27 protein-coding genes and 1 pseudogene are annotated in these 25702 nt (G+C 60.6%); 20 read left to right on the top strand and 8 right to left on the bottom strand.

Going from position 1 to position 25702, the window contains the following annotated elements:
* Nucleotides 1-56: 56 nt before the first annotated feature.
* Together phaC and JMV15_RS12835 are read left to right on the top strand one after the other, a co-directional pair.
* Nucleotides 57-1739, top strand: a complete 1683-nt coding sequence (gene phaC, locus JMV15_RS12840; RefSeq protein ID WP_019820033.1) for a class II poly(R)-hydroxyalkanoic acid synthase — start codon at nucleotides 57-59, stop codon at nucleotides 1737-1739.
* Between the two features lie 27 nt (nucleotides 1740-1766).
* Nucleotides 1767-2387, top strand: coding sequence for a TetR/AcrR family transcriptional regulator (locus JMV15_RS12835; protein ID WP_020302373.1), 621 nt, complete (start codon nucleotides 1767-1769; stop codon nucleotides 2385-2387).
* A 7-nt stretch (nucleotides 2388-2394) separates the two neighbouring features.
* Here the strand turns inward: JMV15_RS12835 and JMV15_RS12830 are convergent, their stop codons facing one another.
* The gene (locus JMV15_RS12830; RefSeq protein ID WP_014716566.1) at nucleotides 2395-3090 is read right to left on the bottom strand and encodes a response regulator transcription factor; all 696 of its coding nucleotides are present in this window, start codon (nucleotides 3088-3090) and stop codon (nucleotides 2395-2397) included.
* Nucleotides 3091-3429: 339 nt separating this feature from the next.
* Here JMV15_RS12830 and JMV15_RS12825 point away from each other — a divergent pair, with 339 nt between their 5' ends.
* From JMV15_RS12825 to JMV15_RS12800, 6 genes are all read left to right on the top strand, one after another.
* Nucleotides 3430-4008: a fimbrial protein gene (locus JMV15_RS12825; protein ID WP_014716565.1), complete on the top strand. Its 579-nt coding sequence runs from the start codon at nucleotides 3430-3432 to the stop codon at nucleotides 4006-4008.
* A gap of 53 nt (nucleotides 4009-4061) precedes the next feature.
* Entirely contained in the window at nucleotides 4062-4835 is a 774-nt protein-coding gene (locus JMV15_RS12820; RefSeq protein ID WP_020302375.1) for a fimbrial biogenesis chaperone, read from the top strand.
* Between the two features lie 6 nt (nucleotides 4836-4841).
* Entirely contained in the window at nucleotides 4842-5600 is a 759-nt protein-coding gene (locus tag JMV15_RS12815; RefSeq protein WP_020302376.1) for a fimbrial biogenesis chaperone, read from the top strand.
* A gap of 144 nt (nucleotides 5601-5744) precedes the next feature.
* Nucleotides 5745-8309: a fimbria/pilus outer membrane usher protein gene (locus tag JMV15_RS12810; protein WP_038448543.1), complete on the top strand. Its 2565-nt coding sequence runs from the start codon at nucleotides 5745-5747 to the stop codon at nucleotides 8307-8309.
* Nucleotides 8306-9262 carry a fimbrial protein gene (locus JMV15_RS12805; RefSeq protein WP_014716561.1) on the top strand — a complete coding sequence of 319 codons (957 nt, stop codon included), beginning with the start codon at nucleotides 8306-8308 and terminating at the stop codon, nucleotides 9260-9262. The genes JMV15_RS12810 and JMV15_RS12805 overlap by 4 nt, the downstream gene beginning before the upstream one ends.
* Before the next feature lie 17 nt (nucleotides 9263-9279).
* The gene (locus JMV15_RS12800) at nucleotides 9280-9795 is read left to right on the top strand and encodes a fimbrial protein (protein ID WP_014716560.1); all 516 of its coding nucleotides are present in this window, start codon (nucleotides 9280-9282) and stop codon (nucleotides 9793-9795) included.
* A 93-nt stretch (nucleotides 9796-9888) separates the two neighbouring features.
* Here JMV15_RS12800 and JMV15_RS12795 read toward each other — a convergent pair whose 3' ends face one another.
* The 3 genes from JMV15_RS12795 to JMV15_RS12785 all read right to left on the bottom strand — a co-directional run bounded on the left by JMV15_RS12795 (nucleotide 9889) and on the right by JMV15_RS12785 (nucleotide 11645).
* The gene (locus tag JMV15_RS12795; RefSeq protein WP_014716559.1) at nucleotides 9889-10830 is read right to left on the bottom strand and encodes a phasin family protein; all 942 of its coding nucleotides are present in this window, start codon (nucleotides 10828-10830) and stop codon (nucleotides 9889-9891) included.
* Nucleotides 10831-10842: 12 nt separating this feature from the next.
* Nucleotides 10843-11265, bottom strand: coding sequence for a phasin family protein (locus tag JMV15_RS12790; protein WP_014716558.1), 423 nt, complete (start codon nucleotides 11263-11265; stop codon nucleotides 10843-10845).
* A 104-nt stretch (nucleotides 11266-11369) separates the two neighbouring features.
* A complete protein-coding gene (locus JMV15_RS12785) occupies nucleotides 11370-11645 on the bottom strand; it encodes a polyhydroxyalkanoic acid system family protein (protein WP_014716557.1) in 276 nt (91 codons plus the stop codon).
* Between the two features lie 145 nt (nucleotides 11646-11790).
* Here JMV15_RS12785 and ubiE point away from each other — a divergent pair, with 145 nt between their 5' ends.
* From ubiE to JMV15_RS12730, 12 genes and pseudogenes are all read left to right on the top strand, one after another.
* On the top strand, nucleotides 11791-12561 hold the full coding sequence (gene ubiE / locus JMV15_RS12780; RefSeq protein WP_003171186.1) for a bifunctional demethylmenaquinone methyltransferase/2-methoxy-6-polyprenyl-1,4-benzoquinol methylase UbiE: 771 nt from the start codon (nucleotides 11791-11793) through the stop codon (nucleotides 12559-12561).
* Nucleotides 12561-13184: a ubiquinone biosynthesis accessory factor UbiJ gene (locus JMV15_RS12775; protein ID WP_014716556.1), complete on the top strand. Its 624-nt coding sequence runs from the start codon at nucleotides 12561-12563 to the stop codon at nucleotides 13182-13184. The genes ubiE and JMV15_RS12775 overlap by 1 nt, the downstream gene beginning before the upstream one ends.
* Nucleotides 13181-14785, top strand: a complete 1605-nt coding sequence (gene ubiB / locus JMV15_RS12770; protein ID WP_019820016.1) for a ubiquinone biosynthesis regulatory protein kinase UbiB — start codon at nucleotides 13181-13183, stop codon at nucleotides 14783-14785. Before JMV15_RS12775 ends, ubiB begins: the two co-directional genes overlap by 4 nt.
* A gap of 41 nt (nucleotides 14786-14826) precedes the next feature.
* The gene (gene hisI / locus JMV15_RS12765; protein ID WP_003187884.1) at nucleotides 14827-15219 is read left to right on the top strand and encodes a phosphoribosyl-AMP cyclohydrolase; all 393 of its coding nucleotides are present in this window, start codon (nucleotides 14827-14829) and stop codon (nucleotides 15217-15219) included.
* A gap of 2 nt (nucleotides 15220-15221) precedes the next feature.
* Complete coding sequence (locus JMV15_RS12760) at nucleotides 15222-15554, top strand: phosphoribosyl-ATP diphosphatase (RefSeq protein ID WP_003187881.1); 333 nt, start codon at nucleotides 15222-15224, stop codon at nucleotides 15552-15554.
* Between the two features lie 27 nt (nucleotides 15555-15581).
* Nucleotides 15582-15860, top strand: a complete 279-nt coding sequence (locus JMV15_RS12755) for a twin-arginine translocase TatA/TatE family subunit (RefSeq protein ID WP_003187877.1) — start codon at nucleotides 15582-15584, stop codon at nucleotides 15858-15860.
* A 10-nt stretch (nucleotides 15861-15870) separates the two neighbouring features.
* Nucleotides 15871-16278: a Sec-independent protein translocase protein TatB gene (gene tatB, locus JMV15_RS12750; RefSeq protein ID WP_003187876.1), complete on the top strand. Its 408-nt coding sequence runs from the start codon at nucleotides 15871-15873 to the stop codon at nucleotides 16276-16278.
* Complete coding sequence (gene tatC / locus JMV15_RS12745) at nucleotides 16275-17066, top strand: twin-arginine translocase subunit TatC (protein ID WP_003187874.1); 792 nt, start codon at nucleotides 16275-16277, stop codon at nucleotides 17064-17066. The genes tatB and tatC overlap by 4 nt, the downstream gene beginning before the upstream one ends.
* On the top strand, nucleotides 17063-17770 hold the full coding sequence (locus JMV15_RS12740; RefSeq protein ID WP_014716554.1) for a 16S rRNA (uracil(1498)-N(3))-methyltransferase: 708 nt from the start codon (nucleotides 17063-17065) through the stop codon (nucleotides 17768-17770). Before tatC ends, JMV15_RS12740 begins: the two co-directional genes overlap by 4 nt.
* 190 nt (nucleotides 17771-17960) lie before the next feature.
* Nucleotides 17961-19019, top strand: a pseudogene (locus tag JMV15_RS28685) (methyl-accepting chemotaxis protein); the annotation flags it as partial.
* On the top strand, nucleotides 19005-19877 hold the full coding sequence (locus JMV15_RS28680) for a methyl-accepting chemotaxis protein (protein WP_370694792.1): 873 nt from the start codon (nucleotides 19005-19007) through the stop codon (nucleotides 19875-19877). The pseudogene JMV15_RS28685 and the gene JMV15_RS28680, both read left to right, overlap by 15 nt.
* A gap of 135 nt (nucleotides 19878-20012) precedes the next feature.
* Entirely contained in the window at nucleotides 20013-21920 is a 1908-nt protein-coding gene (locus JMV15_RS12730; protein ID WP_014716552.1) for a methyl-accepting chemotaxis protein, read from the top strand.
* Between the two features lie 113 nt (nucleotides 21921-22033).
* On the opposite strand, the gene JMV15_RS12725 is transcribed toward JMV15_RS12730, so the two are convergent.
* The 4 genes from JMV15_RS12725 to JMV15_RS12710 form a co-directional block, all read right to left on the bottom strand.
* On the bottom strand, nucleotides 22034-22768 hold the full coding sequence (locus tag JMV15_RS12725) for an amino acid ABC transporter ATP-binding protein (RefSeq protein ID WP_014716551.1): 735 nt from the start codon (nucleotides 22766-22768) through the stop codon (nucleotides 22034-22036).
* On the bottom strand, nucleotides 22761-23720 hold the full coding sequence (locus JMV15_RS12720) for an amino acid ABC transporter permease (protein ID WP_014716550.1): 960 nt from the start codon (nucleotides 23718-23720) through the stop codon (nucleotides 22761-22763). Before JMV15_RS12720 ends, JMV15_RS12725 begins: the two co-directional genes overlap by 8 nt.
* 130 nt (nucleotides 23721-23850) lie before the next feature.
* A complete protein-coding gene (locus tag JMV15_RS12715) occupies nucleotides 23851-24648 on the bottom strand; it encodes a transporter substrate-binding domain-containing protein (RefSeq protein WP_014716549.1) in 798 nt (265 codons plus the stop codon).
* 219 nt (nucleotides 24649-24867) lie between these two features.
* Nucleotides 24868-25668, bottom strand: coding sequence for a transporter substrate-binding domain-containing protein (locus tag JMV15_RS12710; protein WP_014716548.1), 801 nt, complete (start codon nucleotides 25666-25668; stop codon nucleotides 24868-24870).
* Nucleotides 25669-25702: the final 34 nt, after the last annotated feature.

Here is a 25702-nt window from a genome sequence, read left to right as displayed (position 1 = left end):
ACTATGGTTCTGGATTGGCGTGCCTGCTTGATGACTTGACGAAGGAGTGTTGGCTCATGCGAGAAAGACCCGTGACGAACCCGGCGCCCACCCCCGCTGCGTTCATCAACGCGCAAAATGCGATCACCGGCCTGCGCGGCCGGGACTTGCTGTCGACCCTGCGTACCGTCGCCGCGCACGGCCTGCGCAACCCGGTGCACACCGCTCGCCACGCCCTGGCCCTGGGCGGCCAGCTGGGCCGTGTGCTGCTGGGTGAGACTGTGCACGAACCCAACCCCAGGGACCATCGCTTCAGCGACCCCACCTGGAAGCTCAACCCGCTGTACCGCCGCAGCTTGCAAGCCTATCTGAGCTGGCAAAAACAGACACGGCAGTGGATCGATGACAGCGCCCTCAGTGACGATGATCGCGCCCGCGCGCAGTTCGCCTTCGCCCTGCTCAACGATGCCGTGTCCCCTTCCAACACCCTGCTCAACCCGCTGGCGATCAAGGAGTTGCTCAACTCCGGCGGCAACAGCGTAGTGCGTGGCGTGAGTAATTTGTTCGAAGACCTGCTGCACAACAACGGTTTGCCGCGCCAGGTCAGCAAGCACGCTTTCGAAGTGGGCAAGACCGTGGCGACCACCCCCGGTTCGGTGGTGTTTCGCAATGAGCTGCTGGAGCTGATCCAATACAAGCCCATGAGCGAAAAACAGTACGCCAAGCCACTGTTGGTGGTGCCGCCGCAAATCAACAAGTACTACATTTTCGACCTGAGCCCGGCCAACAGCTTTGTGCAATACGCGCTCAAAAACGGCCTGCAGACCTTTATGGTCAGCTGGCGTAACCCGGACGTGCGGCATCGCGAATGGGGCCTGTCCACCTACGTGGCGGCGCTGGAAGAAGCGCTCAACGTGTGCCGGGCCATCACTGGCGCCCGCGAGGTCAACCTGATGGGCGCCTGCGCCGGCGGCCTGACCATCGCCGCCCTGCAAGGCCACCTGCAAGCCAAGCGCCAGTTGCGGCGCATCTCCAGCGCCAGTTACCTGGTAAGCCTGCTCGACAGCCAGATCGACAGCCCCGCAACCCTATTCGCCGATGAACAAACCCTGGAGGCCGCCAAGCGCCGCTCTTACCAGCAAGGCGTGCTGGATGGCCGCGACATGGCCAAGGTGTTTGCCTGGATGCGCCCCAACGACTTGATCTGGAACTACTGGATCAACAATTACCTGCTGGGCAAGGAACCGCCGGCGTTCGACATCCTGTACTGGAACAACGACAACACGCGCCTGCCCGCCGCCTTGCACGGCGACCTGCTGGACTTCTTCAAGCACAACCCCCTGAGCCACCCTGGCGGCCTGGAGGTATGCGGCACGCCCATCGACTTGCGCAAGGTCGCGGTGGACAGCTTCAGCGTGGCCGGCATCAACGATCACATCACGCCGTGGGACGCGGTGTACCGCTCCACGCAACTGCTGGGTGGCGAGCGGCGCTTCGTGCTGTCCAACAGCGGGCATATCCAGAGCATCCTCAACCCACCGGGTAACCCCAAGGCCAACTACGTCGAGAACCTCAAGCTGAGCAGCGATCCGCGCGCCTGGTATTACGACGCCCAGCACGTCGAAGGCAGTTGGTGGCCGCAGTGGCTGGAGTGGGTGCAAAAACGCTCCGGTGTACAACGCGAAACCCTCACCGCTCTGGGCAACCAGAATTACCCACCGATGGAAGCGGCGCCGGGCACTTACGTGCGCGTGCGATGAGCTCAAACATCACATTAAGAAGACTGGATGAAGACCCGCGACCGTATCCTTGAATGTGCCTTGCAGTTGTTCAACCACAAGGGCGAACCGAACGTGTCGACCATGGAGGTGGCCAATGAAATGGGGATCAGCCCCGGTAACCTCTACTACCACTTCCATGGCAAGGAGCCGTTGGTACTGGGGCTGTTCGAGCGCTTTCAATGCGAGCTGGCGCCGCTGCTCGACCCGCCTGCCGATGCGCAACTGGAGGCTGAGGACTACTGGCTGTTTTTGCACCTGATTGTCGAGCGCATGGCCCACTATCGCTTCCTCTTCCAGGACCTGTCGAACCTGGCCGGGCGCCTGCCGAAGCTGGCCAAGGGGATCCGCAATCTGCTTACCGCGCTCAAACGCACCCTGGCCTCCTTGTTGGCGCGGTTGAAGGCTGCGGGGCAACTGGTCAGTGACACCCAGGCACTGGGGCAGTTGGTGGAACAGATCACCATGACCCTGCTGTTCTCCCTCGATTACCAACGCGTACTGGACCGTGAAGGCGAGGTACGAGTGGTGGTGTACCAGGTCATGATGCTGGTAGCGCCGCACCTGCTGTCACCTGCACGCCAGGCCACCGAACGCTGGGCCTTGCGCTACCTGGATGATCCGCTTTGACCGGTGCTTACTCAGGCCCGCCGAATTGCTGAATGAATTTGAAAAGTTCACTGTCATTGCGCACGCCCAACTTCCGATAAGCCGATTGTTTCTGCGTACTGATAGTACTTGCACTGCGGGAGAACTTTGCCGCAATCGAACTGACTGACATGCCATCGAGAAAACAGCGCAACACTTCGCGCTCTTTAGGTGTGAGCCCGGAGGTCAATGACAGCGTCGCTGAAACATTGACCGTCGACTTCACAGTGACGAGATCAAACGCAGAGTGTTTGCCCTGTAATGTCGCCAACATACAAGGTTGTATATAAAGCCGCCCTTGAGCGACAGTTCGGATAGCCGTGATCAGCTCGGTCAGATTCTGAGTCTTACCCAGAATGCCCCAACATCCAGCCTTGAGCGCCAGCGAGACTGTCGCAGGCGAATAATCCGAGGAAACGATCAATGCCCGGCACTGGCTGAAACGCCTGCCCAGCGTCTGGAGCAGACTGAGGCCGTCGATGTCTGACGGCGCCAGCACGAAGTCCATGACGACCACATCGACCCGCTGACGGGCCAGCGCCTCCAGCAGTTGCCGGCCCGTACCGTAGGAGCCGGTCACCTGAATGTCGGCCTCGGCATTCAATCCCAGTGCGATACCTTGGCGAACCATCTCGTGGTCATCCAGCAGCATGACGGTACAGATGGCCAATGGTGAAGTTGTCATAACGAGCCCCGCATAAATCAATGCAGTACTGCACGCTATAGACCAGCCTTATGCAGGGTTCAATAAGCGGACACAACAGTACTACATTTACTTACGGCAACTTCCTACAGAAACAGCTGAGGAAACTTTACCCAACCAAAAACCCATACGAAAAAAACTAAACAAAACAAAACGCTTTCGAACAATCACGAACCAAAACTCGAGACTTCGCTATAGAGCGCATTCACTTTTAGATACAAATTATGCCAGCCCGCCCCATGAAAAAAATTCGACAAGAACCTCAGGCACTGCGCTTAAACCTGCGGCGGATAACTTCAATAACTCGAGATCGAAAACAGAATGAAAGCCAACGTTTTACCTGCCGTTGCAACCGCACTGGCCTTGAGCGCCACGATGACGTCATCGGTGTACGCCGCGGACGGCGTGATCAACTTCAGTGGACTGGTGACCGACGTGACCTGCACCGTCGAAGGCGCGGCTCCGGGCACGGGGGCTGTGGTCAAGGACGTGAACCTGGGTGGCGTCTCTGCTGCACGCCTGGCCACGGCAGGCAGCCGTGCCAACCTGACCGGCTTCACCATTCGCATCGGCGCACCGGGTGAGGGCAGTTGCACCAACGGACGCACCGCCATGGTTGCCTTCGATCCGACCAGCCCGGCCATCGACGTGGCCACTGGGCGCTTGAACATTGATGGTTACGACGATCCATCGGATACCACCAACGCCAAAAACGTCCAGGTGGAGGTCACCAGCCGCAGCGGCACGCCGATCAACGTGTACACCGAAAAATCCGAAGGCGTGGTGATCGCCGATAACCAGGCAACCATCCCATTGGCTGCACAACTGTACGCCAGCGGCCCGGCCACCGAAGGCAAGGTCAACACCCGGGTCGGGTTCATGATCGAGTACGCCGAGTAAAGCGCGAGCGAGCCTGCGAAGGCGGGCTCCTCCCTGGGTAAAGAGACCAGACGATGAAAACGAAGGCCCGTCTTACATTTGTCGCCGGTGTGTCTGGTGCAATGCTGCTGTTCATACTTGCCGCCGAGGCAGGCGTCATCATCCACGGCACACGGGTGATCTACCCTGCCGAACGGCAGGAAGTGATCGTACGCCTGGAAAACAAGGGCAATCGCCCGGCATTGGTGCAAACCTGGCTGGACGACGGCGACCGATACTCAACAGCCGCCACTGCAAAAGCGCCGCTGAGTACGTCCCCCCCAATCTTCCGCATTGAGCCGCACCAGCAACAGGCGTTGCGCCTGCGCTACTCGGGCGAGCCTTTGCCTGCCGATCGTGAAAGCCTGTTTTGGCTCAACGTACTGGAAGTGCCGCCGAGTGCCGCAAAGGGTGACGAGAATAACCAGATCGAATTGGCATTTCGCACCCGCTTGCGCGTATTCCTGCGCCCGCAAGCGTTGCCTTATCCGGTGGCAAACGCAGCCTCGAAACTGCAATGGAAACTGATCGCCCACGATCACGGCTACGCCCTGCAAGCCACTAACCCGACGCCCTATCACGTCTCGCTTGCTTCTATCGAACTGCTCAGCGCCGGCCAGCGTTTTGCCAAAGCGCCGAACCAGAGCGCCAACGACAGCCTGCTGCTGCCGGCCGGCGATGTAAAACGCTTTGCGTTGCCGCTGTTGCGCGAATGTCCGCGTACCCCGGCCAAGGTTGAGTTCACCAGCGTCAGCGATTTCGGTGCCCGCGTACGGCATTCGGCAGCGCTGCCTGGCTGCACGGGATAAACCACCATGAATGTATTTTCGATTTTTGCGCAGACCACCTTGCTGACCTGCACGCTGGTGGGCGCAACGGCGCTGCAGGCGAGCGTGATCATCAACAGCACGCGCGTGGTTTATCCGCAGAACGACAAAGAGGTCACCGTCAGGCTGGAGAGCAAGAACCAGGCACCGGTATTGGTCCAGACCTGGCTGGATAATGGCGATGAGCAGTCGACGCCACAGGTGGGCGGCATTCCTTTTGTGGTGACCCCGCCCATCTTCCGTATGGAACCGGGCAAGCAACAGGTGGTGCGCGTGGCCTATACCGGCGAATCCTTGCCGACCGCACAGGAAAGCCTGTTCTGGTTCAACTTGCTGGAAGTGCCTGCGCAATCTCCAAATGCGCAACAGGGCAACCAACTGCAGCTGGCGTTTCGCTCGCGGATCAAACTGTTCTTCCGTCCGCATAACCTGCTCTACGGAGTCGAAACGGCACCCGGAAAACTGCAATGGCGACGCATCTCAAGCGCACAGGGCCAGGGCCTGGAAGTCTTCAACCCGACGCCCTATCACGTGACCTTTGAAGCCGTCGAGGTGCTGGAGTCCGGGCAACGACATGCGCGTAAAACCGCGTCGTCGGGCAGTGAAAACATGGTACTGCCCGGCGGCCGCCTGCGCTTTGAGCTGCCCACGCTCAAAGCATCGGCCAATACCGAGGCGACCGTAGAGTTCCAGACACTCGATGACTATGGCGTGAAGGCCGTCCATAGCGCCAAGGCCCCGCCATGACAGCCCCCAGAACAGACCTTCCAGCGTAGGGCGCCCTGACTGGCGCTACCACGCCCCTACTTTTTCATGTCGATGCCCACTGACGCGGGTAGGGACGCCCTATGCCGACAGTCGACCGACACCTGTTTTTCGAGAATGCTGAACATGAGTTTCAACACGCCAACCGGCGTAAAAGCACGTCATCGCTTCAAGCGGACCCTGCATAGCCTGCTGTTGATCAGCGGCGCTCAAGCCGTCAGCGCCCATAGTGCCGAACAGGTCGAATTCAATCCGGCTTTCTTTCCGGGTGGCAAGGCGGGCTTGCAGGTCGATATCGCCAAGTTCAACCAAGGCAACGTCGTCCTGCCTGGCAGCTATCGCGCCGATGTGCACCTTAACGGCCAGTGGATCGGGCGTGAAACCCTGTCCTTTTCCAAGATCGCGGGCCATGACACCGCCCAGCTGTGCCTGGAGCCCCAGGCGCTGCTCAGGTTTGGCGTTATCGTCGATAGCGTCGAGGCAGCAGCCCTTTCCAGCTGTGCCGACATCGCCAGCTACCTGCCCGGCGCCAGCAGCCAGTTCGATTCGGGTGAAAGTCGCCTCGACCTGCAAGTTCCGCAGATATACCTGGCGCGCCAGCCACGCGGCTACGTCGACCCGCAACACTGGGATGGCGGCGTGGATGCCGCGTTTGTGCGTTACAACACCAATACCTTCACCACGCGGACCGGCGGGCGCACCCAGGGCTCCAGCTACCTCGGCCTGAACACCGGCCTCAACCTGGGGAACTGGCACTGGCGCCACAACGGCAGCTACAGCCGCACCCATACCGCCTCGGGGTACCAAAGCAGCGCCACCTATGTGCAGCGGGATTTGAGTGCCTTGAAGTCCCAACTGGTGCTTGGCGAAATCTATACCCCCGGCGAACTGTTCGACAGCGTGCGTCTGCGCGGCGCCAGCCTGTCTTCCGATGACCGGATGCTGCCCGATTCACTGACCGGCTTTGCCCCGGTAGTGCGCGGGGTTGCCGAGACCAACGCACGGGTCACTGTGCGCCAACGCGGTGTGTTGCTGGATGAAGTCTCCGTCGCGCCCGGCCCGTTCGTGCTCAAGGACCTGTTCCCCACCGGTTACGGCGGCGACCTGAATGTCACCGTCACCGAAGCCGACGGTCGTACCCGTGAGTTCATCGTACCGTTTGCCGCCAACGCCAACCTGCTGCGCCCCGGCTACAGCCGCTATTCGCTGAGTGCCGGCCTGCTCGATGAAGTCGGCCTGCACCACCCGCCCAGGCTGATGCAAGCGACTTACCAGCATGGCCTGAGTAATCTGCTGACCGGTTATACCGGTGCCGTGATGGGTGAGGATTACCGTTCACAGTTGCTGGGGGCCGCGTTCAACACACCGTTGGGCGCACTTTCTCTGGACTTGACCCAGTCGAACGCGCATCTGCCAGGGCATGGTTCACGCGCGGGTCAAAGCGTACAGCTGCGCTACAGCAAGAACTTCGCGAATACGGGCACCCACTTCGCGCTGGGCGCCTACCGCTACTCCACCGAAGGCTTCTTGAGCGTGAGCGACGCAGCACGCATCCGCGACCTTGCGCTGGACGGGCTCAAGCTCGACACCGTTTCGCGCCTGCGTGACCGAATGGACATCAGCCTCAACCAAAGCGTCGGCGACGGCTCGGTGTACCTGACCGGCTCCTCGCAAAACTATTGGAACCGCAACAATGGCAACCTGACGTTTACCGCCGGCTACAGCAGTACGTGGAAGGGTTTGCATTACACCGTCAGCGCGCAGCGCACCCGGGACTTGCTGAGCGAACGCGTCGACAAGCAATTGGACTTTACCGTCAGCCTGCCACTGGGCAGCGGCGCACGCTCGCCCACACTGACCAACACCGTCTACCGTGGCGATCAAAGCAGCGGCGAGCGCCTGAGCCTGGGCGGTACGCTTGGCGGGCGCAATGAATTGAGCTACGGCCTGAGCAGCAGCCGTGCTCAAGGCAGCGGCTATGCCACTAGCGCCGACATGAAATACCAGACCTCTCAAGGCGTGCTGTCGGCAAGCTACGGCCAAAGCAACGCGTACCAATCGACCTCCCTGGGCATGACCGGTGGCATCGTCGCCCACCGTGGCGGTGTGACCTTCGCCCCAGAGTTGGGCGACACCATCGGCATCGTCCAGGCTCCCGACGCCCTCGGCGCACGGATCAATGGCAACCACAGCGCGCAGATCGGCAAAAGCGGCTTCGCCGTGGTGCCGAATCTCACGCCTTACCGCCAGAACGTGGTCGAGTTGGACCCCAAGGATCTGTCCTCGGATGTCGAGCTCAAGACCGCCGCTCAGAACGTCGCGCCACGAGCCGGCTCGGTGGTGCAGTTGCAATTCGAGACCGTCAGCGGGCAGGCCATGTTGATCACGGCGCTGCGGGAGGATGGCACGCCATTGCCGTTCGGCGCGGATGTGTTCGATGAAAGCGGCGCCAGCGTCGGGATCGTTGGCCAGGGTGGCAAAGCCTTTGCGCGTGTGTCACGCGGGCAGGGGCAGTTGACGGTCAAGTGGGGCCCGGACGCCACGACCCTGTGCACGCTGCGCTATGACGTGAGCACAGGTTTCACTGCCGAGAACACCAACCGCTTGCGCCACCTGAACGCAGGTGCCTGCCAGCATGCGCCGCAAGCGCCTACCGCCAAAAGCCCCATGACAATACGGAGTTCACAATGAAGCCGTCGATCTCGCGCCTCTTGACCCTGCTGGTGCTTGGCCTGCCCATCGCGGCCCAGGCGGAGTGCGATAGCTATATGGACTCCGAGCACGGCCTTTCCCTTCCGGCCACTATTACGGTACCGGCCAACCTGCCCGATGGCAGCATCATCACCCAGCAGCCATTCAGTGGAGTGGTTCCCGGCCGTTTCTTCAATTGCCACAGCTTGACCCTCAGACAGGTCACCTCCCGCAGGTACCCGCAACTATTGCCAAGCCTGATCTATTCCACTGAGGCTCCTGGCATCGGCATCCGCATAAAAATTACCGATGCCCGAGGAGTGACCAACTTCTACGCGCTTGAAAATATTACCAATCAGCTGCCCACTGGACGCCATCCCATCTTCACCAATGCCGAGGCGATCTTCTACAAAACCGGCCCGGTGACCGGAGGGGTAGTGCCGGCGGGAAGCATCTACAAATACACAATGATGACCCGTATAGGCCAGCGCCTGGGCCGCTTTGAGCTCAACCTCAACAACTCGGTCAGGTTCGTAAGCCCTGTTGCTACCTGCAACCTTGAGGCAGGCGACGTCAACCGCTCCATCGCCCTCGACCCGGTGCAGGTCAGTGCTTTCAACAGCAGCCCCTACGCTGGCGCACACAACTTTGAGCTGACGGCCAATTGCAGCGATGCCGCCAACGTCACCTTTCGTTTTTCCGGCCCGCCCTCGCCTGAAAATGACCTGCTCTTCGCCAATACAGGCACCGCTGGAGGCGTGGCGCTGTGGCTGTATTCACGTATCAACGGAACGAATCAAACGATCCCTGCCAATGGCAGCGACAACGAACGCACGCTGGTTGTGAGCGGCAATCGCGCGGTACTGCCACTCGGCGCTGCGTACCACAAAAGCGGCACGGTCGGCCAAGGCACGCTGATCAGTACCGCTACCGTCAACATCACCTACAACTGAAACCCTGAGGATTAACGATGCGTCTCTCAATACTGCCCCTGCTATTGGCGTTCACGGCCAGCCTGGGCGCTCCTGTCGCCTTCGCTGCTACCACCGGCACCCTGACCTTCCAAGGCGTGGTCAACGCGGGCACGTGCAACCTGATCGCCGGCGATGTAAACCGCACCATCACTCTACCGCCCGTCAAAGTGTCGGACTTCGATAGTGCCGACTCCGCTGGAGAACACGATTTCGAGCTTGCCGCTGACTGCGACTCTGACGTCAAGAACGTGATCTTTCAATTCGCTGGCACACCCTCCGCCGGCAACGCAGAGCTCTTTGCCAATACGGGAACTTCGGGCGGCACCGCTCTTTGGCTGGCCAGCGCAGGCATCATCCCCGCCAACGGTACGGAGGCCCAGCGTAGCCGTACGGTTGCAACGAGCAGCAGCAAGGCGGTACTGGCGCTCAAAGCGGCTTACCACAAAACCGGCGCGGCGATTTCCCACGGCACGCTGGCCAGTGCCGTCACCGTTTCTATCACTTATAACTGATGGGCTTGGTGTAGCGCCCGCGACGCCTGATTGCTGTGGCCCATAAAAAATGCCCGACCTTTATAGGCCGGGCATTTTCTGGTCCCGCAAAAATCAGGACTGACTGGATGGCGTCGGGGTTACCGGCGTTGCAGTCGGGGTAGCAGCGGTGGGCGACGGCGCGGACACCGAATTGGCTGCAGAAGCAGTCGGAGCCGGCTTGGCCGCCACGGCAGGCTTTGGCGCTGCTGGCTTTTTCGCCGCGGCAGGTTTTTTGGCCACCGCAGGTTTTACCGCCGGTTTGGCTGCTGCTGGTTTCGCGGCGGATTTTGCCGCAGCTGGCTTGGCAGCGGGTTTGGCGGAAGCTGGCTTGGCAGCGGATTTGGCAGCAGCCGGTTTAGCCGCAGGTTTCGCTGCTGCTTTAGCAGCCGCTGGCTTGGCGGCAGGTTTGCTGGCCGGTTTGGCAGCAGCTGTTTTGGCCGCTGGCTTGGCCGCAGGTTTCGTCGCGGCTTTGGCTGGCGCCTTGGCCGCAGATTTTGCAGCCGGTTTAGCGGCAGCTTTAACCAGAGGCTTGGCAGCGGCTTTGGCTGCTGGTTTTGCAGCTGCAGTTTTGGCCGCTGGTTTTGCCGCAGGTTTTGCCGCGGCAGTCTTGGCTGGAGCCGCTTTGGCGCCAGTGAGTTTTTCGATTTGCCTGGTCAAGGTATCGACCTTGCTGTGCAACGTCTTCAACTCAGCCTTGCTAGGCACGCCCAGTCGCGAAATAGCACTGTTGAGGCGCTTGTCGAAGGTTTCTTCCAACTTGCCCCACGTGTCAGAAATGCTCGACTTGGCGGAACCGGCCGTTGCCTTGGCCGCATCAACTTTTTTCCCCACTGTACTCTTGGTCAACTTCTCGGCTTTCTCGCCGTCCTTGACCAGAGTCTCGAAGTATTTACCGCCGTCACTGCTAACCTTCGAGTACACGCCTAAACCAGCAAGCCAGATTTTGCGGGAATATTTTTCAACTTCCCCGACCCACGAGCTGCCTTCTTTCTGAGTAGTCTTTTTAACAGCCATCCCGATGTCTCCTTAGTGTTTACGCGCGACACGTTCGAGCAATGCCGTCAGCTCTTCGAGCTTAGCAGAGAGTGTCTCCACGTCATGTTTAGACGCAATGCCGATTCGATTCAAGGCACTTGCAACACGCGTGTCAAAAGCTTTTTCAACTTTATCCAGCTGAACTTCAACCAGGCTCCTGACGCCGGAGACATTACTCTTTACCTGGTCAATCTGACTGTTGGCGGCATCAAGTTGTTCAACTACAACTTTTTTACCTTTACTTTCAACATGTTGGCCGCTCTTAACCAGCTCTTTGAAGTACTCGCTGCCCTCACTGCCGACCTTCGCATAGGCACCAAGACCCGCCAGCCAGATCTTGCGGGCATAGCTTTTAACCTCACTCAGGGGAGTGGTTTGAACGTCGATTTTTTTCTTCAAAATAACTTTGGCCATGGTGCACCTCACACAAAAAGGGGGGGAGGACGGCCCGCAGGAGTTGAGGGCTTGGGCACAAAGTAGGGTTTAAAATTAGAATCGGCACCCTAAGAGCAGCCAGGTCAGGCCAACGCTTTATCCAAGGCCTTTTCGATTTCGGACTTTATCGTGCCACTCATGGCCGACATCAACAGGCCGAGTTCGACATCGATGCGCAGTGAGTTGTCGGCCACCGCAACCGTGCCTTTAACCCCGGAGCGCTTGAGCTTCAGGGTGTCGCCAGCCCATGAAGACTCCACCCCATATTTATCCTCGAGTTTGCGCGCCAATTGCTCAGCCTTGGCCCGCGCCTGTTCTTTTCCCAGGGTATGTTCACGCTCAACGGTAATACGGGCCATTGCAATGACTCCTCTATATAACGACTCAGAACACCCGCCATGCGGCAAAAGGTCTCGATGAGCGCCTATCTTACCTGCAGCCTTGCCAAGACAAAGTAGGCCTTGGGGATTATCATGTCCCGCATTCTCTTTTGGTGACAGCGATATGACTGATCAGCGCAAAGGCAGCGATGCCGAACCCACCACTCACTTCGGCTTCAAGAACGTCCCGGAAAGCCAGAAAGCGGAAAAAGTCGCTGAGGTGTTCCACTCCGTGGCGGCCAAGTACGACCTGATGAACGATGTGCTCTCCGGTGGCATGCACCGCCTGTGGAAGCGCTTCACCATCGAGTTGTCGGGCGTACGCACCGGCAACCGGGTGCTGGACATCGCCGGTGGCACGGGCGATTTGGCGGCCAAGTTCTCCAAGCTGGTTGGCCCCACCGGCCAGGTGGTATTGGCCGATATCAACGGTTCGATGCTCAAGGTTGGCCGCGACCGCCTGCTCGACAAAGGCGTGGCCGGCAATATCGAGTTCGTTCAGGCCGATGCCGAGAAGCTGCCCTTCCCCGACAACCATTTCGACTGCGTGACCATCGCGTTCGGCCTGCGTAACGTGACTCACAAAGAAGACGCGATCCGCTCGATGCTGCGCGTACTCAAGCCGGGTGGCCGCCTGCTGGTGCTGGAATTCTCCAAGCCGACCAACGCGCTGATGTCCAAGGTCTACGACACCTATTCGTTCGCCTTCATGCCATTGATGGGCAAGCTGATCACCAACGACGCCGAGAGCTACCGCTACCTGGCCGAGTCGATCCGCATGCACCCGGACCAGGAAACCCTGAAGTCGATGATGGTGGAGGCCGGTTTCGACCGCGTGACCTACCACAACATGACCTCCGGCATCGTCGCCCTGCACCGCGGCATCAAGCCCTGATGCTGCTGCAAGGTCTTCTCGCCAGCGTCGAGCACGGCCTCAACCGTGTACTGCGCCTGGACAGCACCGCCCTGGCGCGGCTCGCGCACCTGACCGGCAAAGTCATTGCCGTCGACTGCCGAAGCCCCGCCTTGCAGCTGTTTATCCTGCCCAGCGATGAAGGCCTGCTGCTCGCCACTCAATGGGCCGCTGAGGCCGATTGCACTCTGCGTGCGCCAGCCTCAAGCCTGTTGCACCTGGCACTGAGCCGCAACAAGACCGCCATCCTCCACGGCCCCGAGGTGGAACTGGAAGGCGACAGTGCGGTGCTGATGGACCTGGCCGCCGTGCTGCAAGACCTGGAGCTGGACTGGGAATACGAACTGTCGCGCTGGATTGGCCCCGTCGCCACCCAGTTGATCAGCGGGCACCTGCGCAGCCGCTCGCGCTGGTACCAGCAAGGGTTCGCCAGCCTCAACCAGAACCTTGCCGAATACCTGAGCGAAGAATCGCGCACCCTGGTCGGGCAACGGGAAGCGCAAGCGCGCTTTCGCGAGCTCGACAAGGCCAAAATCGACCTGGAACGCCTCGAGGCCCGCTTCGAGCGCTTGAGCCGTTCCCTTGATCCAAGCGATAACGCATGAAGCTGCTCGCCGTCCGCCGTTTGTTTCGTATCCAGCGCGTCGTAATCCGCTACCGTCTCGATGACCTGCTGTTTGCCCTGCCTTTGCCATGGTTCCTGCTGGCGGTGCGTTATGTGCTGCCGTGGCGCTGGTTGCCGCGCAAACCGTCACCGTTGAGCCGTGGCGCCAGCCTGCGCCTGGCGTTGCAGGATTTGGGGCCGATCTTCATCAAGTTCGGGCAGATCCTCTCCACCCGCCGCGACCTGTTGCCCGAAGACATCGCCGACGAGCTGATGCTGCTGCAAGACCGCGTGCCGCCGTTCGATTCGCAGCAATCGATGGCGCTGATCGAAGAACAGCTGGGCCAGAAGATCAGCGAGGTGTTCAGCCGCTTCGACGTCGAGCCCCTGGCCTCGGCGTCGGTGGCGCAAGTGCACGCCGCGCAGCTCAAGACCGGCGAAGAAGTGGTGGTGAAAGTCATTCGCCCAGGCCTCAAGCCGATCATCGGCCAGGACCTGGCATGGCTGTTCATCCTGGCCCGCGCGGCCGAACGCTTCTCTGCCGATGCGCGCCTGCTGCACCCGGTGGACGTGGTCGCCGACTACGAAAAAACCATCTACGACGAACTCGACCTGCTGCGCGAAGCGGCCAACGCCAGCCAATTGCGACGCAACTTCGAAGGCTCGCAACTGCTGTACGTGCCGCAGGTGTATTGGGACTGGTGCCGGCCCAAAGTGCTGGTGATGGAGCGCATCTACGGCGTGCAGGTCACCGACCTTGCGACCCTGGCCGACCAACGCACCGACATGAAGATGCTGGCCGAGCGCGGTGTGGAAATCTTCTTCACCCAAGTGTTCCGCGACAGCTTCTTCCACGCCGACATGCACCCGGGCAACATCTTCGTCAGCACCGTCAACCCGTGGAGCCCGCAGTACATCGCCATCGACTGCGGCATCGTCGGCAGCCTCACCCCGGAAGACCAGGATTACCTGGCGCGCAACCTGTTTGCCTTCTTCAAGCGCGACTACCGTCGTGTGGCGCAGCTGCACATTGATTCGGGTTGGGTGCCGGCGGAAACCAAGCTCAACGAATTCGAAGCGGCGATCCGTACCGTCTGCGAGCCGATCTTTGAAAAACCGTTAAAAGATATTTCCTTCGGTCAGGTACTGATGCGTCTGTTCCAGACCGCGCGGCGTTTCAATATGGAAGTACAGCCGCAGTTGGTGTTGTTGCAGAAGACCCTGCTGAACATCGAAGGCCTGGGCCGCCAGCTGTACCCGGACCTCGACTTGTGGAACACCGCGCAACCCTTCCTGGAACGCTGGATGCGCGAGCGCATGAGCCCCAAAACCATGCTGGGCAACCTGCACAGCCAGTTCGAACAGCTGCCGCACCTGGCCAACATGACCCGCGACCTGCTGGAGCGCATGTCCCAGCCCCATGCCAAGGACCCTGAGCCACCGTGGCGCAAGCGCAAGGACGACTGGTTCCTGCGCCTGCTCGGCGCCGCGCACCTGGTGGGCGGTGTGATGCTGGCGATTGGTGGGCCATTGAACCAACTGGGCCACTGGCCAGCCGGCATCATGGTCGCCGTGGGTGTTTATCTGATCGTGCGTCGATAGCCCATCCGGTTATACACTGTCGCAAATTGCCGGAGCCGAACATGAAAGACTGGCTGGATGAGATCAAGTGGGACAGTGACGGCCTGGTGCCGGCCATTGCCCAGGACTACAAGACCGGGCGCGTGCTGATGATGGCCTGGATGAACCGCGAGGCCCTGAGCCTCACCGCCGCCGAGCAGCGCGCCATCTACTGGTCACGTTCGCGTGGCAAACTGTGGCGCAAGGGCGAAGAATCCGGGCACGTGCAGACCCTGCACGAGCTGCGCCTGGACTGCGATGCCGACGTGGTGATCCTCAAGGTCGAGCAGATCGGCGGCATTGCCTGCCACACTGGCCGCCACAGTTGCTTCTATCGCGTGTTCGAGAATGGCGAATGGAAGGTTGTGGAGCCGGTGCTCAAAGACCCGCACGCCATCTACCCAGCAGGACACTGAACATGAGCGATACCCTGAACCGTGTGGCCCAGGTGCTGGAAGACCGCAAAGGCGCGGATGCCGACAGCTCCTACGTCGCCAGCCTGTACCACAAGGGTCTGAACAAGATTCTGGAAAAACTCGGCGAAGAATCCGTCGAGACCATCATTGCGGCCAAGGACGCGCAAATCAGCGGTGATTACAGCGATGTAATCTATGAGACCGCAGACTTGTGGTTCCATAGCCTGGTGATGCTCGCCCAACTGGGGCAGCACCCACAGGCCGTGCTGGATGAACTGGACCGTCGCTTCGGCTTGTCCGGGCACGCCGAGAAGGCCTCGCGCCCGTCCGCCTGAATAACGTAAGACTTGAGGATTTGAAGCATGGGCATTTTTGACTGGAAACACTGGATCGTCATTCTGGTGGTGGTGGTATTGGTGTTCGGCACCAAGAAGCTCAAGAACCTGGGCACCGATGTGGGCGAGTCGATCAAGGGCTTTCGCAAAGCCATGAACGATGATGAAAAGCCAGCCGAGCCAAGCGCCAACCCGGTGCCACCGGCCCAGCCTGTTCACCCGCAGGCCACCCAGCCGATCACCGAGCGCCGTACCTTCGACGTGCAGGCTGAAAAGGTCCAAGAGCCGACCCGCAAAGACTCGTGAGCACTGACTAATGTTTGGTATCAGCTTCTCTGAACTGCTGCTCGTCGGCCTGGTGGCCCTGCTGGTACTGGGGCCGGAACGCCTGCCCGGTGCCGCACGCACCGCCGGCTTGTGGATCGGGCGCCTCAAGCGCAGTTTCAACGCGATCAAACAGGAAGTTGAACGGGAAATCGGTGCCGACGAAATCCGTCGGCAATTGCACAACGAGCACATCCTCTCGTTGGAGCAGGAAGCCCGCAAGATTCTTTCCCCGGTGCAAGAGCCGGCCAAGCCGGTAACGCCGGTGGCCGAGCACAGCATCGCGCCAGCCCCTGTGGCCGACGCCGCACCGGCAGCGCCCGCTCCTACGACGCCCGCGCCGACGCCCGTTGCGTCGCCCGCACCCCATGACCCTACATTGCCGCCGCGAGCCCCATGAGCGCTGATAAACCGGAAAACGACCAGCATATGCCGCTGGTCTCGCACCTCACCGAGCTGCGTACCCGCCTGCTGCGTTGCGTGGCGGCGATCTTCATCATCTTTGCCGGGCTGTTCGCCTTTACCCAGCAGATCTACACCTTCGTCTCGACGCCCCTGCGCCAGTACCTGCCGGCCGGCGCGACGATGATCGCCACCGATGTGTCGTCGCCGTTCCTGACGCCCTTGAAGCTGACCATGATGGTCTCGCTGTTCCTGGCGATCCCGGTGATCCTGCATCAGATCTGGGGTTTTATCGCGCCAGGCCTCTACAAGCATGAGAAGCGCATCGCCGTGCCGTTGCTGGTGTCGAGCATCCTGCTGTTCTACACCGGCATGGCCTTCGCCTATTTCCTGGTGTTCCCACTGATCTTCAAGTTCTTCGCCGCCGCGACTCCAGCCGGTGTGGAAATGATGACCGATATCACCAGCTACCTCGATTTCGTGATGACGCTGTTCTTCGCCTTTGGCGTGGCGTTTGAAATTCCGGTAGCGGTAGTGTTGCTGGTGTGGATCGGCGTGGTCGACGTCAAGTACCTGAAGAAGATCCGCCCGTATGTGATCATCGGCTGCTTCGTGGTCGGCATGATCCTCACGCCACCGGACATCTTCTCCCAGACCTTGTTGGCCGTGCCGATGTGGATGCTGTTCGAAGTGGGCATCCTGTTCAGCGGCTTGATCAGCAAGCGTGGCGAACACCCGGATGACGCGCCTGTCGACGACGACCAGCCGCCTGCGACCCAGCCGTGAACCTGCTGCTGCTCGAAGAGGCCGACTTTATCGCGGCCGACCGCGTAGTGCTGCGCGATCGGCGCCTGGTGCATATGCAGGAGGTTCACCGCGCCGCCGTCGGTGACTCCCTGCGCGTGGGCCGGATTGGCGGGCTGATGGGCAATGCCCAACTGCTGCGCCTGGAAGCCGCTGAAGCCGAACTGCAAGTGAGCTTCGACCAACCGCCACCGAGCAAATTACCCCTGACCTTGCTGCTGGCCCTGCCCCGCCCGAAGATGCTGCGCCGGGTGTTGCAAACCGTGGCGGCCATGGGCGTGCCCAAGGTGGTGCTGGTCAACAGCTACCGCGTGGAAAAAAGCTTCTGGCAAACCCCGTTCCTGGAGCCTGAAGCGGTGCGCGAGCAATTGATCCTCGGCCTGGAACAAGCGCGGGACACGGTGCTGCCCGAGATCATTATCGAGAAACGCTTCAAGCCGTTTGTGGAAGATCGGCTGCCGGCCATGGCGGCTGGCACCCTGGGCCTGATCGGCCATCCGGGCGATTACCCCGCCTGCCCCCGAGCCCTCGAGGAACCGGTGACCCTGGCGATCGGCCCGGAAGGCGGCTGGATTCCCTATGAAGTGGACTTGCTGGCCAAGGCCGGTTTGCAGCCGGTGCAACTGGGTGCACGTATTTTGCGCGTCGAAACCGCCGTAACGGCCCTGCTCGCCCGCCTGTTCTAACCCCCCGACTGATCGTTCCCACGCTCTACGTCAGCCCTTGTGACGCAGAGCGTCACGCCATTCATTCCCACGCAGAGCGTGAGAACGATCAGCAGAGCGTGGGAACGATCATGTGCATAGCTACAGAATCTCGCGCCCGTGCCGATAGCCTTTGAATAAGTCCAAGCCTTGTTCCAGGGGAGTTCGCAGCATGTATCGTTGGTTAGCCGAGAAGTTGGGGAATGTAAGCGTCAACCGCAAGCTGAGCGTCGGCTTTGGCCTGGTATTGGTCCTGACGCTGTTGATCACCTTTACCGGCTGGACCGGCCTGGGGGATGTGATCAGCCGCGGCGACAAGCTGGGCTTCATTTCCAGCCTCAATGGCCTGACCAAAGACCTGCGCCTGGCACGTCTGGACTTCGATATGCGCCGTGGCGAGCAAGGCACGGACAAGGTCGACGGCCTGCTCGCCCACCTCGACAGCGGCCTGAAGACCGCCGCCGAGCTGATCGAGCAACCTGACGACAAAGCCCTGGTCGAGCAACAGCAGGAAGCCTTGAACCAATACAAAAAGGCCTTCGCGGCCATGGTCCAGGCGGGCCTCAAGCGTGAGGGTGCTCGCAGCAAGCTCGGCGACACTGCCGACAATGCTGTCGCCAAGATCAATGAAATCGAAAAAGCCCTGCTGCAAGGTGACAGCGTCACCCAGTTCAACAGCGTGGTGGAGCAGAGCAAGCTGATCCAGCAATCGCGCTTCCAAGTACGCGGCTACACCTACAGCGGCAAGGTCGAAGCCGAGCAACCGGCCCTGGATGCTATCGACAACGCCCTGAAGAAAATCACCGAACTGCAAGGCCAGCTGCCGGCCCAATACCAGGCCAACCTGCAAGAAGCCGGGGCTTCACTGCAAGCCTACCGCGCCGCCGTCAGCCAGTATCGCGATTCCCAGGTCGCCAGCGCGGCTGCGCTGAAAACCATGATCGCCCAAGGCGACATCCTGCTGGGCCACAGCGAAAAACTCACCGTCTCCCAGACCGCCGTGCGTGACGCAGATGCCGCGCAGGCCAAATACCTGTTGCTGCTTGCCACCGTGCTGGCGCTGATCGTCGGCATCTTCGCAGCCTGGGCCATCACCCGCCAGATCGTCATCCCCCTGAACCAGACCCTCAAAGTCGCCGAGCGTGTGGCCTCCGGCGATCTGAGCCACAACCTGGAATCGGGCCGCCAGGACGAACTGGGTCAATTGCAGCGTGCCATGCAAAGCATGACCGTAGGCCTGCGCGAGTTGATCGGCGGGATCAGCGACGGTGTCACCCAGATCGCCAGCGCCGCCGAGCAGTTGTCGGCCGTGACCGAACAAACCAGCGCCGGGGTCAACAGCCAGAAGGTCGAGACCGACCAGGTGGCCACCGCCATGAACGAGATGGCGGCCACCGTGCAGGAAGTGGCGCGCAATGCCGAAGAGGCCTCGGAAGCCGCCGTGGCTGCCGACCAGCAAGCCCGTGAAGGCGATCAGGTGGTGGGTGAAGCCATCGCCCAGATCGAGCGCCTGGCCACCGAGGTGGGTAATTCCACAGTGGCCATGGGTGAACTCAAGCGCGAGAGCGACAAGATCGGCAGTGTGCTCGACGTGATCAAATCCGTAGCCCAGCAAACCAACCTGCTGGCCCTTAACGCCGCCATTGAGGCCGCGCGTGCCGGTGAGGCCGGCCGTGGCTTTGCCGTGGTGGCCGACGAGGTGCGCAGCCTGGCCCAGCGCACGCAGAAGTCCACTGAAGAGATCGAAGAGCTGATCGTCGGCCTGCAAAGTGGTACCCAGCAGGTGGCAACCATCATGGACAACAGCCGCGGGCTGACCGAGAGCAGTGTTGAGCTGACGCGCCGCGCTGGCCACGCGCTGGGCAATATCACCCGCACCGTCTCGACCATTCAGGCCATGAACTCGCAGATCGCCACCGCCGCCGAGCAACAAAGCGCCGTGGCTGAAGAGATCAACCGCAGCGTGTTGAATGTGCGCGACATCTCCGAACAAACCTCGTCGGCCAGCGAAGAAACTGCGTCCTCCAGTGCCGAACTGGCGCGCCTGGGGATCTACCTGCAGACCCTGGTTGGGCGCTTCCGGGTCTGAATTACCCTACACGGCGGCTTACCAAAGCCGCCGTAACTTGTGAAATTTCCTACGCAGTTATCAGCCCTCCACGGCCCCGAATCGAATTAGCGTTTCATGTGTTGCGAAATGCTTTCTCTGATTCGGAGGTTCACCATGTTTTCTCGGCTAACCCGCGTGCTGGTCAATGCCAGCGTCCGCCTCAAGCTCGCCCTGGGTTTTGGCCAAGTGCTGATCCTCAGTTTCCTGATCGCCGCTACGGGCTGGCAAGCCTTGAACGCCGTGCTTTACCGATCCAATAGCCTGACGACCCTGGGTCAATTGGCCGTTGACGCCGAGGCCATGCGCGCCGACCGCATCGTGTACCGCACCCTGACAGACAGCGATAGCCTGAGCAAAATGGCCGCGAAGATTGAACGGATGGACCAGCACTTGGCCGACCTATCAAACCGCCTGAAAGACCCGGCTGACCTGCAGCGACTTGAAGAAGCCAAGAGCCTTGCAAGCCACTTCAAGGCGGCCCTGACGCAACTTCCGCCCTTGGTCGAACAGCGTGAGCGCATCCGCCCGGTGCTGAAAAAAGTCGCCCTGCAAGCCAGCGATACCCTCGCCCAATTTGCCAGTGACCTGCCTGATCAGAACGACGAAAAGGCCCTTGATGCCATTGAGCAACTGCGGCAGGCCATGGAGCTGGCCGAAGATCGCGCCCAGAGCCCCGCCTGGGCCGCGCAATCGCTGGCAATGTATACAGAGGCCATCGGCAAGGCCCTTGACGCCCTGGAGACCGCGCAACTGGCAGTAACAGCGCTGCCCGTGGACTCAGCACTGCTCAAGACCGACCTGGCTAACTATCGCGAGCAGTTGATCGAGCTCAAGGAAGCCCAGCTCAACGTGGAGACCGTGCAAAACCGCTTCGAACAGCAACTCGATGACCTGCGCGACAACAGTAACCAGTTGAGCCAAAGCCAGAACACCAAGCGCAACAGCGAGGCAGACCACACCCGCACATTGCTGATGAGCGTGACAGTGGCCGCCCTGGCCCTGGGCGCGCTGGCCGCCTGGTGGATCGCCCGGCAGATTGCGGTACCACTGCGGGAGATCCTTGGCGCCGCACGCCGCATTGCCGAAGGCGACCTCAGCCACGACATGGCGGTCGACCGTCGCGATGAACTCGGCCAGTTGCAGCAAAGCATCGGGCAAATGACCCGCAGCCTGCGTAGCCTGATCAGCAGTATCGGTGACAGCGCCCGGCAGATCGCCGGAGCGGCCACGCAGTTATCCACCGTCACCGAGCAGACCCGCAGCGGGCTCAACGAGCAGAAAGATGAAACCGACCAGGTGGCGACGGCAATGAATGAAATGCTCGCCACTGCCCAGGAAGTGGCGCGCCACGCCGAACGCGCCTCGCTGGCGGCCCAAGAAGCCGACCATCAGGCCGGCGCCGGTGAGCAGGTGGTCACCCAGGCTATGGAGCAGATTGGCAACCTGGCCAGTGAAATGGCGCTGTCGGGCCGTGCGATGCTCGCGCTGCAACAAGAGAGCCAGAAGATCGCCAGTGTGCTGGATGTGATCAAGTCTGTTTCTCAGCAGACCAACCTGCTGGCCCTGAACGCAGCCATTGAAGCGGCGCGTGCGGGCGCTGCCGGCCAAGGCTTTGCGGTGGTCGCCGACGAAGTGCGCAGCCTGGCCCAACGCACTCAGGAATCGGCCGAGGAGATCGAAGGGCTGATCCTCGGCCTGCATAACGGCACCCAGCAGGTGGCGGATATCATGGACAGCAGCCGTAACCTGACCGATAACAGCGTCACCCTGACCCGCGACGCCGGCGACGCCCTGATCGCCATTGCCCGCACGGTGTCGATCATCCAGGAAATGAACCCGCAGATCGCCGCCGCAGCGGAACAGCAAAGCGCTGTAGCCGAGGAGATCAACCGCAGTGTGCTGAAGGTACGGGACGTGTCGGAACAAACCGCCGCCGCCAGCGAGGAAACGGCGGCGGCGAGTGTTCAGTTGGCGAGGTTGAGCCTGGACTTGCAGACGCTGGTCGACAAATTCAAGCTCTGAAACACCGCCACTGTAGGAGCGAGCTTGCTCGCGATAAACCCAAGGCCGCCGCGTTCATTCAGGGTGCGTGGCGTTCTCGTTGACGTTTTTCGCGAGCAAGCTCGCTCCTACAGTCATAGCACCTGGCGCAGGAAGGCTTGGGCGCGTGGGTCTTTTGGCGCATTGAAGAACTCCGCCGGCGCGGCGTCTTCCAGCAATTTGCCGTGATCGAAAAACAACACCCGGTCTGCCACTTCCCGGGCAAAGCCCATCTCGTGGGTGACGCACACCATGGTCATGCCTTCCAGGGCCAGGGTCTTCATCACGTCCAGCACTTCACCGACCATTTCCGGGTCGAGGGCCGAGGTGGGCTCGTCAAACAGCATCACCTTGGGATCCATGGCCAGGGCCCGAGCAATGGCAACCCGCTGCTGCTGGCCGCCAGACAGGCGCGATGGAAACTCGCGGGCTTTCTGCGCTATACCGACCTTTTCCAGCAGCGCCAGGGCCTTGGCCTCCCGCTCTTGCTTGCCGCGCTTGCGCACGACCTTTTGCGCCAGGCACAGGTTTTCCAGCACGGTCATGTGAGGGAACAGGTTGAAGTGCTGGAACACCATGCCGACTTCACGGCGGTAGGCATTCACGTCGGTCTTCGGGTCGGCCAGTTGCAGGCCGTCGATGCTCACCGAACCCGAGTCGAATTCCTCCAAGCCGTTAAGGCAGCGCAGAAAGGTGGACTTGCCGGAACCCGAGGGACCGATCACCACCAGCACCTCGCCCTTGGCCACTTGGGTGGTGACATGATCCACCGCGCGCACCACCTGCCCACGGGTATCGAAGACCTTTACCAGATCGCGTACTTCAATCACTTTGGGCAAGCCTCCGCTCAAGCCGGCTGGCCATCTTCGACAGCGGCAGGTTGATCAGCAGGTACAAGCCCGCCACACAAAACAGGATTTCAAACGGCGAGAACGAGGTGGTGATCACTTCGCGGCCGCTCTTGAGCAACTCGGTAATCGCGATCACCGACACCAGGGACGTGTCCTTGACCAGGCTGATAAATTGCCCGGCCAGGGGCGGCAGCACGCGCTTGAAGGCCTGCGGCAGCACCACGTGGCGCATCGACTGGCTGGCACTCAAGCCCAGGGAGCGCGCCGCTTCGTCCTGGCCACGGGTGATGGACTGCACGCCGGCGCGCACGATTTCTGCCACGTAGGCACCCGTGAACAACGACAGCGCGGCAATCCCGGCAAACTCCCGGGACAGGTTGAGCACCGTGCCGATAAAGAAATAGAAAATGAAGATCTGCACCAGCAGCGGCGTGCCCCGCACCAGCTCGACGTAGATTGTCGACAGGTCGCGCAAGGTGGGGTTTTTCGACAGCCGGCACAGCCCGGTCGCCAAGCCAATCGCCAAGCCCAGGATGCCGGACACCACCGACAGCCACAGCGTGGTCCACAAGCCCCACATCAACGGCCCCAGTGCCCATTGCCGAGTCACGCCGACCACATCGCCTTCAGCCACATCATCGCCGCGCGCCACTTGCAGGCTGTTATCGGCGACTGTGAGCTTTTGTTCCACTCCGGCGTCGTTGCGCAGGGTGACTTCGGCCATATCGCCTTTGCGCACCAACTCGACCACGGTGGAAATATCCGCGGCGCGCTGGGAGGTTTCGGCTTGATAGGCGAAGTATTGGGGGACGCGGTTCCAGCGCCACTCGTAGGACATCAACGACGTGGCGTAGTACAAGGCACCCGCCAGGCCGACCAGCACCACCACCGTCAGCAGGTGCCAGGGCCATTGGGCTTTTTTATGTTTCATTTCACTTTCCGCATAGGTGTCGCCTGATAGGCCGCCATCGCGGGCAAGCCCGCTCCCACAGGTTGATGTGTGAATACAGTCAAATGTGGGAGCTGGCTTGCCTGCGATGCAGGCAACTCGGTGTCAGGCCTTATTCCATGTCCTTGAGCCACTCGGAGCTCTTGAACCACTTGTCATGGATGCGATCGTAGGTGCCGTCGTTACGGATCTGGTGCAGGAAGTTGTTGATGAAGTTGATGCTGTCGTAATCGCCTTTCTTCAAACCGAACGCCAGAGGTTCAAAGGTGAAGGGTTCTTCCAGGAACACCAGCTTGCCGTTCCCGACCTTCTTTTCGGCCACCACGTTGTACGGTGCGTCGTAGACGAACGCATCAGCCTTGCCGTTGACCACGTCGAGCACGCCTTCCTGCTCGTTGTCGTAGCCGTGGTACTTGGCCTTGGAGATCAGCTTCTTGGCAACCATCTCACCGGTGGTGCCGAGCTTGGAGGTCAGGCGGTATTTCTCGTCGTTCAGGTCTTTGTAGGACTTGATGGTGCCTTCCAGCTCCTTGCGGATCAGCAGCGTCTGGCCGACCACGATGAAGGGTTCGCTGAAGTTCAGGCGCAGGTTGCGTTCCTGGGTCAGGGTCATGCCGCTGCCAATCATGTCGAACTTGCCGGTCAGGAAGGCCGGGATGATGCCGTCGTACCCGGTGGACACCAGCTCCAGCTTGACGCCCATGGACTTGGCCATAGCCTTGAGGATGTCCACTTCGAAACCGATGATTTCGCCGCGCTTGTCGGTCATTTCGAACGGCATGTAGGTGGGGTCCATACCGACTTTCAACGTGCCGCGCTTGACCGCCTCATCAATGGCGCCGGCCTGGGCCGCAGTGGCGGCGACCAGCGCGGTGACACCGAACATCAGCATCGAAAGATACTTTTTCATCATCAAGACCCCTGAACGATTCTTATAAGGTGGGCGCACAGAAGGGCTGCGCCATTTCGGGGTGCGATCCTAACCCACTCGTTGTCCGCCACAAAGGTTTCACCGGTAAATGTTATCGGCGTGTGTCGCAAAACACTGACAGCGAGCCGGCCAGGCACAGAGGCAGACGCTTGCGCGCGACCTCTCGATTAGGGATGGATGTGTAAGCAGTTATGACGATCAGTCGATCTCGGCTATCCAGGCCGTGTCCCTGAACCACTTGTCATGCAGGCGATCGTAGGTGCCGTCCTGGGCGATCTGGTTGAGAAAATGGTTGATCCAATTGAGGCTGTCGTAATCGCCTTTTTTCAGGCCAAACGCCAAAGGCTCAAAGGTGAAGGGTTGCTCCAGTACCAACAATGCACTGTTCTGCGGCCGACTCATCGCGATCAGGTTGTAGGGCGCATCATGGATAAAAGCATCGGCCTTGCCTTCCACCACCTGCCGCACGCCTTCTTCCGGGTTGGCCACACTGTTGAGCCGCGCTGATAGGAGAAAGCGCTGTGCCGCGGCTTCGCCGGTGGTGCCTTGGGTTGCAACGACGCGGTAACTGGGATCGTCCAGCTCTTCAATACTGGACACTTTCCCGCCCAAGCGCGGATGCAGTAGCACAGTCTGGCCCACCACGATAAACGAGTCACTGAAGTTGAGCTTGAGGTTGCGCTCCTGAGTGACCGTCATGCCGCTGCCAATCAGATCAAACTTGTTCGCCATCAGCCCCGACAACAACTCCGTGTAGGGCACCGCTACCAATTCAAGCTCTACGCCCAGCGCGCGGCTCATGGCGTGGAGCAAGTCAATTTCAAAGCCGACGATGCGCCCCTGCTTATCGAGCATTTCGAAGGGCACGTTATTGGGGGTGGTGCCGACCTTAAGCACGCCGCGGTGCACAGCATTGTCCAGCGCGCCGGCGTAAAGCAGGCCTGCCTGTCCCCCCAGGAAAAAGCCCATCAGCAATGCCAAACAATACCTTTTGATCATGAATGCCCCCGCAGCGAGTCCAATTTGGGGGGCG

Origin of the sequence: Pseudomonas paracarnis (assembly GCF_904063055.1) — a bacterium.
Lineage (GTDB): Bacteria > Pseudomonadota > Gammaproteobacteria > Pseudomonadales > Pseudomonadaceae > Aquipseudomonas > Aquipseudomonas paracarnis.
This window is presented reverse-complemented; position numbering and strand designations above follow the sequence as displayed.

Bases quoted from the DNA above. Each gene is read 5' to 3' on its own strand.
- JMV15_RS28680 (WP_370694792.1), top strand. From the start codon at position 19,005: ATGCAAAGCATGACCGTAGGCCTGCGCGAGTTGATCGGCGGGATCAGC.
- JMV15_RS12810 (WP_038448543.1), top strand. From the start codon at position 5,745: ATGAGTTTCAACACGCCAACCGGCGTAAAAGCACGTCATCGCTTCAAG.
- JMV15_RS12710 (WP_014716548.1), bottom strand. From the start codon at position 25,668: ATGATCAAAAGGTATTGTTTGGCATTGCTGATGGGCTTTTTCCTGGGG.
- JMV15_RS12790 (WP_014716558.1), bottom strand. From the start codon at position 11,265: ATGGCCAAAGTTATTTTGAAGAAAAAAATCGACGTTCAAACCACTCCC.
- JMV15_RS12785 (WP_014716557.1), bottom strand. From the start codon at position 11,645: ATGGCCCGTATTACCGTTGAGCGTGAACATACCCTGGGAAAAGAACAG.
- JMV15_RS12755 (WP_003187877.1), top strand. From the start codon at position 15,582: ATGGGCATTTTTGACTGGAAACACTGGATCGTCATTCTGGTGGTGGTG.
- JMV15_RS12720 (WP_014716550.1), bottom strand. From the start codon at position 23,720: ATGAAACATAAAAAAGCCCAATGGCCCTGGCACCTGCTGACGGTGGTG.
- JMV15_RS12825 (WP_014716565.1), top strand. From the start codon at position 3,430: ATGAAAGCCAACGTTTTACCTGCCGTTGCAACCGCACTGGCCTTGAGC.
- JMV15_RS12715 (WP_014716549.1), bottom strand. From the start codon at position 24,648: ATGAAAAAGTATCTTTCGATGCTGATGTTCGGTGTCACCGCGCTGGTC.
- tatB (WP_003187876.1), top strand. From the start codon at position 15,871: ATGTTTGGTATCAGCTTCTCTGAACTGCTGCTCGTCGGCCTGGTGGCC.
- JMV15_RS12835 (WP_020302373.1), top strand. From the start codon at position 1,767: ATGAAGACCCGCGACCGTATCCTTGAATGTGCCTTGCAGTTGTTCAAC.
- JMV15_RS12800 (WP_014716560.1), top strand. From the start codon at position 9,280: ATGCGTCTCTCAATACTGCCCCTGCTATTGGCGTTCACGGCCAGCCTG.
- JMV15_RS12830 (WP_014716566.1), bottom strand. From the start codon at position 3,090: ATGACAACTTCACCATTGGCCATCTGTACCGTCATGCTGCTGGATGAC.
- ubiB (WP_019820016.1), top strand. From the start codon at position 13,181: ATGAAGCTGCTCGCCGTCCGCCGTTTGTTTCGTATCCAGCGCGTCGTA.
- JMV15_RS12760 (WP_003187881.1), top strand. From the start codon at position 15,222: ATGAGCGATACCCTGAACCGTGTGGCCCAGGTGCTGGAAGACCGCAAA.
- JMV15_RS12730 (WP_014716552.1), top strand. From the start codon at position 20,013: ATGTTTTCTCGGCTAACCCGCGTGCTGGTCAATGCCAGCGTCCGCCTC.
- JMV15_RS12815 (WP_020302376.1), top strand. From the start codon at position 4,842: ATGAATGTATTTTCGATTTTTGCGCAGACCACCTTGCTGACCTGCACG.
- JMV15_RS12795 (WP_014716559.1), bottom strand. From the start codon at position 10,830: ATGGCTGTTAAAAAGACTACTCAGAAAGAAGGCAGCTCGTGGGTCGGG.
- tatC (WP_003187874.1), top strand. From the start codon at position 16,275: ATGAGCGCTGATAAACCGGAAAACGACCAGCATATGCCGCTGGTCTCG.
- phaC (WP_019820033.1), top strand. From the start codon at position 57: ATGCGAGAAAGACCCGTGACGAACCCGGCGCCCACCCCCGCTGCGTTC.
- JMV15_RS12805 (WP_014716561.1), top strand. From the start codon at position 8,306: ATGAAGCCGTCGATCTCGCGCCTCTTGACCCTGCTGGTGCTTGGCCTG.
- JMV15_RS12775 (WP_014716556.1), top strand. From the start codon at position 12,561: ATGCTGCTGCAAGGTCTTCTCGCCAGCGTCGAGCACGGCCTCAACCGT.
- ubiE (WP_003171186.1), top strand. From the start codon at position 11,791: ATGACTGATCAGCGCAAAGGCAGCGATGCCGAACCCACCACTCACTTC.
- hisI (WP_003187884.1), top strand. From the start codon at position 14,827: ATGAAAGACTGGCTGGATGAGATCAAGTGGGACAGTGACGGCCTGGTG.
- JMV15_RS12820 (WP_020302375.1), top strand. From the start codon at position 4,062: ATGAAAACGAAGGCCCGTCTTACATTTGTCGCCGGTGTGTCTGGTGCA.